Raw genomic sequence first — 8,324 nt, 5'->3', positions numbered from 1 at the left:
ATTATATCTATGACCATTTCACAGGTTACGCTGATATTTGAACTGATAAGGTGGCCACCAAAGCCATTTCCCTTATCATCAGCTACAGAGATGTGAAGATGTGGGTAGTATTCGCCATCCTTTGTGGTGATAGTACCATTTATAGATAGGATTTCGAAAATACCCTTGAAATTTAACTCTGAATAGGACTTATCGTCTACCTTATAAACGCCGATAGTGAAGTCATCTGTTGCTCCAAGTGCGGATATAGATGCAAGTTTTATGTCTTCTTTTATAGCGATTTTTTTAAGGCAGTCGTGGACTTCTTCTCCTCTTTCAAACCTAGCTATAATCTTATTGTCAAATCTTCTATAATCCATAAAACTCTCCTATCTTTATTAATTATTCTTATCTTAAACTAATTCTTTAACAGCTTCAAGGGCAGCGTCAAAATCAACTTCGTTTGTAACTTCTTCTACGTATTCTACGTGCTTGATTACGCCTTCTTTATCAACTACAACAACACCCCTTGCGAGTAGCTTAAGTTCGTCCATTAAGAAGCCGTATTTTTCGCCAAATTCTCTTTCCTTGTAGTCTGAAACCACTTCTAGATTTTCGATGTCTTCGTTTGCACAAAATCTTTTTTGGGCAAATGGTAGGTCTTCTGTGATTGTTACTATTGCTACGTCATCAGAAAGATCAAGGGCATCGTGGTTAAATTTCTTAGCTTGGATGGCACATACGCTAGTATCAAGAGATGGGGCTATAGAATAAATAACAACCTTTCCTTTAAGGTCTTCAGAGTTAAATTCTGAAAGGTCATTTTTTGTAGCCTTAAAAGCTGGTGCTTTTTCTCCTACTTCTACTTGTTTTCCTACTAGGGTAACTTTGTCTCCTCCAAATGTAATTGTCATACTTTTACCTCCTTATGGTAGTCAAAATTTGTTTTTAAAAAACTTTTAACATTATAATTATACCCAAATTTTCTTAATATATATAATTATATTAAAATTTTCATAAAGTATTTTATTTCCTTTTTGTAAGTCATGAATCTTTATTAGAAGAAACTGATTTATACAGAGCTAAAATGAGTACTAGCTCTAGGTTTTATAATTAGGATTTGATTTAAGATTTTAAAGAATTTATAAAAAAATTTATAACATTTTATTTTTATGGTATAATTAAGTAAATTACAATTTGCTTAACTTAATAAGCGTGATAAGAGATATATTTGGAGGCAATATGAGTTTAAAAAATTTTATGAAAAATGTTTTTGGTGGCAAAGAAACTAAGGAAGAAAAATCTAATGCTGTGAGCGTAAAAGCTCCTATAAATGGCAAAGTTTTAAAGCTTGAAGAGATTAAAGACCCTGCTTTTTCATCAGGTATGCTTGGTAAGGGACTAGCTATAGACCCAGAAGAGGGCAAAGTTCATTCTCCTGTTGATGGTGAGATTGTTATGCTATTTGATACCTGTCATGCTGTAGGTATTAAGTCTAATGAGGGGGTAGACCTTCTTATCCATATAGGTATGGATACAGTTGAGCTTAACGGGGAAGGTTTTAAAGCCCATGTAAAAAATGGTGATAAGGTAAAAGCAGGCCAAGACTTAATAGATTTTGACCTAGACCTAATTAAGGAAAAGGGTTATGAAGTAGTTACCCCTATTGTTGTTACAAATCTTGAGAAGATAAAACCAATACAATATACCGACAAGGATAGGGTAGTAGTTGGTGATGAAATCTTTAATTTTGAACTACAATAAAATTTAAATAAGATATGAAAGAGCTTTTAGCTTAAGATATACTAGGGACTAACTGGATTTTAGGATAGTAGTTTAGGTATTGATTAGGGGCTAAGGGCTCTTTTTTTGTATTGACTCGTTGTTGATCAGAGATTTCACTTCTTATGTGAAATTTCACAAACAATGTAAAAATTTCTACCTACTGGACACAATCCCTATATTTCAATGTTTATTGACTTTTTTAATAAAAGATTATATCATATAGACATAAGTAAAGACGTTTTCACAAAGGAGGTAACCGTGAAAGAAAAAATTCAACGATTTGGTGGAGCGATGTTCACACCTGTAATGTTATTTGCAGTGTCAGCTCTACTAATAGGATTTGGAACCCTATTTACTACAGAAGTAATTATGGGTGACCTAGCCAAAGAAGGAAGCCTGTGGTTTGGTTTCTGGGATATGATCTTATCAGGAGCTTGGGTAGTATTTAATCAATTGCCATTATTATTTGCTATTGCCCTTCCTATAGGACTTGCTAAAAAACAAAATGCTAGAGCCAGTATGGAAGCTTTTGTAATCTACCTAGTTTTCTTAAACTATGTATCTACAATTCTTAAACACTGGGGCCCAACTTTTGGCGTAGACTTTAGCCAAGAAGTAGGCGGAGCAAGTGGACTTGCTATGATTGCTAATATCAAAACCCTAGATATGGGTATGATGGGAGCTTTATTAATATCAGGTATCGCAATCTACTTACATAATAGATTTTTTGATACTAGACTTCCAGAAGCCCTAGGTGTTTTCAAAGGTTCTGCCTTTGTTTTAGGTATTGGATTTATAGTTATGATCCCAATCGCTGTCCTAGCAGTTTTGATCTGGCCTAAGATTCAGGCTGGTATGAATGTATTTAGAGACTTTATTGTAGGAGCAGGAACAGCAGGTGTATCTGTCTTTGTTCTTTTAGAAAAGCTTTTAATTCCATTTGGTCTCCACCACCTATTATACGCACCAATGTATTATGACAGTTTGATAGTGCCAGGTGGTATATATGCAGCTTGGGCTCAAAACCTACCAGACATTGCTGCAAGTGCTGGAGCTTTAAAAGACCTTGCTCCATATGCTCAACTTACAGCAACAGGTTGGTCAAAGATATTTGGATGTATTGGTGTCGGACTTGCCTTTTACAAGACAGCCCTTCCAGAAAATAAAAAGAAGGTTGCAGGTCTTATGATACCAGTTGTACTTACCGCAGTATTTTCAGGAGTAACTGAACCAATAGAATTTACATTCTTATTTATAGCTCCTCAACTGTTTGTGGTACACGCTATCCTATCATCTGTTATAGCGACAGTGATGAACTTATTTGGAGTAGTAGGAATATTTTCTGGAGGAGCCATAGAAATGGCTTCACTAAACTGGATTCCACTAATGGCCAACCACTGGAAATCCTACCTAATTATGCTAGTAATTGGCCTAGTAGGTATAGCTATGTGGTACTTTGTATTCACATTCTTAATAGAAAAATTTGACTTTAAGACACCAGGAAGAACCGTAGCTGATGATTCTGTTAAGCTTTATAGCAAGAAAGACTACAAGGCTAAAAAACATGAAGATGCCACAACAGCAACAGCAGATGCTGATAAGGCAGGTAAGGATAAGTTTGAAATAATGGCTGAAGAGATCCTAGTTGGTCTTGGAGGAGCAGAAAATATCAAAGACTTTACAAACTGTGTTACAAGATTAAGAGTAAATTTAAATGACCCATCTAAGGTAGCAGAGGATGATTACTTTAGAGAAATTGGTACCTATGGTACATCAAGGTCCGGCAATTCTATCCATGTAATAGTAGGTATGGATATCCAATACGTGGCAGATCACTTTGGACAACTTTTATAGAAAAGATAAGAAATAAGTAGTTAAAAAAATAAGGAGATTATTATGACACAAAAACATTCTATTGTAGTAGCTGGTGGTGGTTCAACATTTACACCAGGAATCATCGGCATGCTTCTAGATAACCTAGACAGGTTTCCACTTAGATCAATCAAACTTTATGATAATGACGAAAAAAGACAAGAAGTAATTGGTAAGGCTCTTGAAATCTTACTAAAAGAAAGACATCCAGAAATTGACTTTGTATACACAACAGATCCAAAAGAAGGATTTACAGATGTAGACTTCGTTCTTGCCCAACTAAGGGTTGGAAAATACGAGATGCGTGATAGGGATGAGAAAGTTCCATTAAAACACGGCTGTATCGGTCAAGAAACTTGTGGACCAGGTGGATTATCATATGGTATGAGATCAATTGGTGGAGTTTTAGAAATCCTAGACTACATGGAAGAATATTCTCCAGAAGCTTGGATGCTTAACTACTCAAACCCAGCAGCCATAGTAGCAGAAGCAACAAGAAGACTAAGACCAGACTCAAAGATTATAAATATCTGTGACATGCCAATTGACCTAATGTATAAGATGGCAGACATGGTTGGTCTAAAAGAATGGCAAGAACTTGACTTCTCATACTATGGCCTAAACCACTTTGGTTGGTTTACAGAAATTACTGACAAAGACGGTAATGACCTAATGCCACAAATCAAAGAACACGTATCAGTAAACGGTTTTGCAGATGGTATAGGTACTTCCCAACACCTTGATGAGTCATGGGTAGAAACATTCACTAAGGCAAAAGACGTATATGCCCTAGATCCAGAAACAATCCCAAATACCTACCTAAAATACTACTTCTACCCAGACTTTGTAATGGAACATACAAATCCAGAACATACAAGAGTTGACGAAGTAAGAGAAGGAAGAGAAAAAGATGTATTTGGCCTTTGCCAAAAAATAATCGATGCAGGTACAGCAGAAGGTATCGAACTAGAACTTGATGCCCACGCAACTTATATAGTTGACCTAGCTATAGCCCTTGCCTACAACACCAAGGAAAGATTCCTTCTAATTGTAGAAAACAATGGTGCAGTTCCAAACTTTGACCCAACTGCTATGGTAGAAATCCCATGCCTAGTTGGTAAAAACGGTATCGAAAGAATCAACCAAGGATACATTCCACAATTCCAAAAAGGACTTATGGAACAACAAGTATCTGTAGAAAAACTTGTAGTAGAAGCTTGGATAGAAGGAAGCTACCAAAAAATGTGGCAAGCCCTAACCCTTTCTTCAACAGTACCTTCAGCTAAGGTAGCTAAGAAACTTCTTGATGACTTAATAGAAGCAAACAAGGGTTACTGGCCAGAACTTAACTAAGAAAACAATATTAAAAATCTCTACTTAGCGTATAATGCTGGTAGAGATTTTTTTATTGAGGTGATTAAAATTAGTTTAGAAAAACTTATAAGAGAAAATGAAAAAAAATTTACCCAAACCGACTTTGTTATAGCAAATGAGATTTTAAAAAACGGTCTTAATTACAATCTGACTATTAATAAGTTTGCAGAAATTTGTCTAACATCTAGGACCTCTATCCTAAGGTTTGCCAAAAAACTAGGTTTTAACGGCTATAATGACCTAAAATACTATATATTAAATGACAAAATAGATATGGTAACAAGCCTGCCAAGCTCTAAGGATGATAAGCTCCTTTCGGTATATGAAAAATTAAAAACCGTAAAAAAAGCCTTTATCTATGGCAACGGTGGGATGGAAGATATAATAAAGGCTGCTATAAAATCATATCTCTTTGATGTTGGGATTTTGGCGGAAACCTATGCAGGAGCTAAGGAAATAGTAGCCTTTGACAAAACTTTACTAGAAGATAGTCTGGTTATAGTAGTAGATTTTAGCAGGGATGAGAAGACTAGGGAACTTATGTTTCAAATGGATGGGATAGATTGTTTAAAAATTATTGTCGGTAGCGAATACCACTTTATTGCCTCAAGTGATTATAATATATTTTTCCCAGAAGATAGGGGCAGGCTAAGGCTAATTAGTCCCTATATTTTAGAATTAGAAAAATTTTTCACAGGATATTTGGAGACTTTATAATGAGCTTACTAACTCTACTTAAGGAAAATTATCATAAATTAAATAAAAATGACCTAAGAATCTACTCTTATATAGCTCAAAATAAGCAAGAGGTTGTTGACCTCAGTATAAATCAACTGGCTAATATTTTAGACTTAAGCACGAGCGCTATAATGAGTTTTACAAAAAAATTAGACCTAGAAGGCTATAGTGAGCTTAGATATCTTGTAAAGTGGTCTGAAGATGATAGTGATGCGGCCTTTGACGATAATGAAATTGAATATACAAAAAATGACATTAACCTAACTATGACCATGTTAATCTCCTTAAACTTATCGCCTTTTTTTGAAAAATTAAATCGTGCTGGTAATATTTTTGTACTAGCCAATGGCTATACCCAGTTAAATGTAGCGGAAGAGCTTAAGAGAAACTTTTTGAATGTGGGAAAAATAGTAAATATTATTGACGATGCTAGAAATTATAAGTCTTATCTAGATATATTTGAAGATGGAGATGTAATTTTTGTAATCTCCTTTAGTGGAGAAAATAAAGAGTTAATCAACTTTATTAAAGGTATCTACAAGGATGTCTGCGTAGCATCCATAACCAAGCTATCAAACAACACTCTTTCCCACCTATCTGATTATAATATTTCTTTTATCACCCATGAGGTATATGATTTTGATCAGAAGATGAAAATAGCACCTATCTCACATTTTTATGTGGTAATAGACTTTATAATCCTTAAATACCTATCCTATATAAACGGAAGAGATAAGGACTAATTTAAAACTCCCTAAGTTATTAAGATGGCCCATTTAAGGTTTATCCTAATAATTTAGGGAGCTTGTTTATAGCTTATATTCTTTTTTAATTAGCTCGGCAATTCTCATAGAAGTTTTTTGTATACACCTAGCATCGTTATTATCTATGTCAGTTTGGGTTATTAACATTCCTGTGATGAAGAGATTATTAAGTTTGCCGAATTTTTTACTTAAAGGATTGCACCTTGGCCAGGTTACTGCTATTCCTTCTCCATTTGTATCTGCCATTATCATTTCATTTCTCAAAAGAGATTCATATAGGGGAATCCTTTGGGCGATCTTTTGAAGGTCCATTTCAAAGCCCGTAGAGTTTATTATTATATCTGCATCCTTTTTCTTTTTGCCAATTAGGGTGAAACTGCCATCAGAGTTAACTTTCACTTCTTCTAAGTTTGTGGTAACGTCCATTTTCTCCTTGTCATAATAATCTAGAAGAAGTTTCATTGACCCATAAGGAGTCTTGCCACCTAAAAAGGAAAGGTAGATGTAGTGATTTTCTAAAAAAACCTTCCTATCAATTGGATTCATAAAGTTTGCCAGGTCAGCCACATAGAGGGCAAATTGGATAAAGTAGTCTTCTGTAAAGGCAAGATCTTGATCATTTATCTCTATGGCTTTTTTTGATAGGGCTAGGGTGTGGTCTTTGTAGGTTTCATAGGCGTAACTTAGCTCAACTCCTGCTTTTTTAAAGTCATCATTTATAGTATTAACTAGCCTATCAAGTTTAATTTCACCGCAAGCTTCTAGTTCTTTATCTATCCACTCTTGGTTAGGGGAGTAGTAGTCTAAGATATTTCCTTCATATGGTATATCTACAATTTTATATTCACTAGGCCCAGTAAAAAAACTAATAGGTTCTTTAAGTTTTTTATTTTTACTTAGATATCTAAAAACATCAGTAGATGATGCGGAGGTACCGAGGATGGCAATTTTTTTATCTTCTTTTATGTCCTTAAGTTTTTCTTCAAGGGGATAGGGTTTTGCTATGTAATTTTCCTTTCTCTCAAGTTTATAAGGGTCTTGGTAGAAGCTTGCCCCTGTCCCTAGAAAAACTAGGTCGTACTTAGCCTTTTTTGTAGCACTTTCTACAGTATATCTTTCCTTACTAGCTATTATTTCTACAGAGATATTTTTTACTTCTTCATTTATTAAATTTACGCAAGGATTATTAAGGTAGTCTTTAGTCTTTTCTTTTAGATACTGGCCAAAATATACTCTTGGGGCCATATTTTCTACAGGGTCTAAGTTTTTATTGTTAGCATCCATCCATTTAGGAAAGTCATCTGCCATATCTTCTGGATAGACCATCTCATCAGTATCGACATTTAAGAGTTTATCGAGGGAGTCTTTTTCGTAGGGAAGACCTGTTGGGTATTCGTTTCTTTTTTCATAGATATATATTTTTAAGTCTGTGGGATCATTATCTAGAATAGTTTGTAAAAAAGTTGCACCTGACAGGGCAAAACCAATTATAGCGATTTTCATATCTACTCCTTTATAATTTCTTACTTTATATTATACCAAATAATTTAAGATTAAGTAATTTACTTGACAAAGAAGTAAATACCGCGTAAGATATTTAAGGATTGGCAGGAATTGCCAATTTATTAAATTTTAAAAGAATAGGAGGTGCATTATGCCAACAATTAATCAACTTGTTAGAAAAGGTAGAAAGAGCGAAAAATCTAAATCAGATACACCAGCTTTAGGTTATAACTACAACACTCTTAAGAGTAGAATAACTCCAAACCAATCACCACAAAAACGTGGAGTTTGTACATCAGTTAGAACAGT

At 34.6% G+C, this 8,324-nt stretch carries 8 protein-coding genes and 1 pseudogene; 6 read left to right on the top strand and 3 right to left on the bottom strand.

Features of this window, described 5'->3' with window-relative positions; translation table 11 throughout:
* Together Q0410_RS07495 and tpx are read right to left on the bottom strand one after the other, a co-directional pair.
* On the bottom strand, nt 1–359 hold a 359-nt coding region (locus Q0410_RS07495; RefSeq protein ID WP_299035116.1), incomplete at its 3' end, for a PPC domain-containing DNA-binding protein.
* 33 nt (nt 360–392) lie between these two features.
* Complete coding sequence (gene tpx / locus Q0410_RS07490; protein ID WP_299035113.1) at nt 393–893, bottom strand: thiol peroxidase; 501 nt, start codon at nt 891–893, stop codon at nt 393–395.
* 328 nt (nt 894–1,221) lie between these two features.
* Between tpx and Q0410_RS07485 the strand changes: the two genes are divergently transcribed.
* The 5 genes from Q0410_RS07485 (at nt 1,222) to Q0410_RS07465 (ending at nt 6,491) form a co-directional block, all read left to right on the top strand.
* Nucleotides 1,222–1,743, top strand: coding sequence for a PTS glucose transporter subunit IIA (locus tag Q0410_RS07485; RefSeq protein ID WP_299035111.1), 522 nt, complete (start codon nt 1,222–1,224; stop codon nt 1,741–1,743).
* A gap of 279 nt (nt 1,744–2,022) precedes the next feature.
* The gene (locus Q0410_RS07480) at nt 2,023–3,618 is read left to right on the top strand and encodes an alpha-glucoside-specific PTS transporter subunit IIBC (RefSeq protein ID WP_299035108.1); all 1,596 of its coding nucleotides are present in this window, start codon (nt 2,023–2,025) and stop codon (nt 3,616–3,618) included.
* A 42-nt stretch (nt 3,619–3,660) separates the two neighbouring features.
* A complete protein-coding gene (locus tag Q0410_RS07475) occupies nt 3,661–4,989 on the top strand; it encodes a 6-phospho-alpha-glucosidase (protein ID WP_299035106.1) in 1,329 nt (442 codons plus the stop codon).
* A 60-nt stretch (nt 4,990–5,049) separates the two neighbouring features.
* Complete coding sequence (locus Q0410_RS07470; RefSeq protein ID WP_299035103.1) at nt 5,050–5,727, top strand: MurR/RpiR family transcriptional regulator; 678 nt, start codon at nt 5,050–5,052, stop codon at nt 5,725–5,727.
* Nucleotides 5,727–6,491: a MurR/RpiR family transcriptional regulator gene (locus Q0410_RS07465; protein WP_299035101.1), complete on the top strand. Its 765-nt coding sequence runs from the start codon at nt 5,727–5,729 to the stop codon at nt 6,489–6,491. The genes Q0410_RS07470 and Q0410_RS07465 overlap by 1 nt, the downstream gene beginning before the upstream one ends.
* Before the next feature lie 66 nt (nt 6,492–6,557).
* Here Q0410_RS07465 and Q0410_RS07460 read toward each other — a convergent pair whose 3' ends face one another.
* Nucleotides 6,558–8,015, bottom strand: a complete 1,458-nt coding sequence (locus tag Q0410_RS07460) for an FAD/NAD(P)-binding protein (RefSeq protein ID WP_299035098.1) — start codon at nt 8,013–8,015, stop codon at nt 6,558–6,560.
* A gap of 151 nt (nt 8,016–8,166) precedes the next feature.
* Here Q0410_RS07460 and Q0410_RS07455 point away from each other — a divergent pair.
* A pseudogene (locus Q0410_RS07455) lies at nt 8,167–8,324 on the top strand (30S ribosomal protein S12); the annotation flags it as partial.

Origin of the sequence: uncultured Anaerococcus sp., assembly GCF_937934665.1 — a bacterium.
Lineage (GTDB): Bacteria > Bacillota > Clostridia > Tissierellales > Peptoniphilaceae > Anaerococcus.
The sequence above is the reverse complement of the archived record's forward strand: the minus strand, read 5'-3'. Positions and strand labels throughout refer to the sequence as shown.

Excerpts from the sequence above, each read along its gene's own strand:
- tpx (WP_299035113.1), bottom strand. The coding sequence starts at position 893 with ATGACAATTACATTTGGAGGAGACAAAGTTACCCTAGTAGGAAAACAA.
- Q0410_RS07460 (WP_299035098.1), bottom strand. The coding sequence starts at position 8,015 with ATGAAAATCGCTATAATTGGTTTTGCCCTGTCAGGTGCAACTTTTTTA.
- Q0410_RS07475 (WP_299035106.1), top strand. The coding sequence starts at position 3,661 with ATGACACAAAAACATTCTATTGTAGTAGCTGGTGGTGGTTCAACATTT.
- Q0410_RS07465 (WP_299035101.1), top strand. The coding sequence starts at position 5,727 with ATGAGCTTACTAACTCTACTTAAGGAAAATTATCATAAATTAAATAAA.
- Q0410_RS07485 (WP_299035111.1), top strand. The coding sequence starts at position 1,222 with ATGAGTTTAAAAAATTTTATGAAAAATGTTTTTGGTGGCAAAGAAACT.